At 66.3% G+C, this 572-nt stretch carries 1 protein-coding gene; it reads right to left on the bottom strand.

The features are described from left to right. A partial coding sequence (locus tag ACFOMH_RS20575) for an LPD7 domain-containing protein (protein ID WP_377746804.1) occupies positions 1 to 572 on the bottom strand: 572 nt, incomplete at both ends.

Below are 572 nucleotides of genomic sequence, written 5' to 3' on the forward strand. Positions count from 1 at the left end.
CTTCGGCTTCGGCTTCGGCTTCGGCTTCGGCTTCGGCTTCGGCTTCGGCTTCGGCTTCGGGGATGCGCCTAGGTTTGGCCTTGAGGGCCAATTTCGCGCGAAAGTCGTCCCAGTCCGTTTCGTCCTCGAACCAGGGCAGCGGCTGGTCGGCATCGACCTTGGATGCGCCCTCGTCTGGCACCGGCGGCTCTGCGCCGTCGCGGGCATCGGGCACCATGTCCGCGTCCGCGTCTTTCGCCGCATCCTGCTTGGCGCGCAGCAGCTTCAACTCCGCCTGAACGATCCTGTCCATATCCTCGCTGCGCCCGGCGATTTCGATCCCGGCGGCGAAGGCCAGCCGCGTCGCATTGCGCAGGAAGGCCGCGTCACCGCGGACCGAGATGCCGGACCAGCGCTTCAGCTGCGCCTGGGCGATCATCAGGCGGATGGTGTCATGGCTGCGGCTGTGGGCTTTCAGCCGGATCTCCTGATCCTCGACCGAGGATCCGTCCTGCAGCCAGATCCGGCGCTTGCGATAATCGACGAAGCGCAGCTTTGCGATCAGATCCTCGGGCAGGCGGGCCTCGTCGAAA

The organism is Paracoccus mangrovi (assembly GCF_042648425.1).
In the GTDB taxonomy this organism is placed as follows: domain Bacteria; phylum Pseudomonadota; class Alphaproteobacteria; order Rhodobacterales; family Rhodobacteraceae; genus Paracoccus; species Paracoccus mangrovi.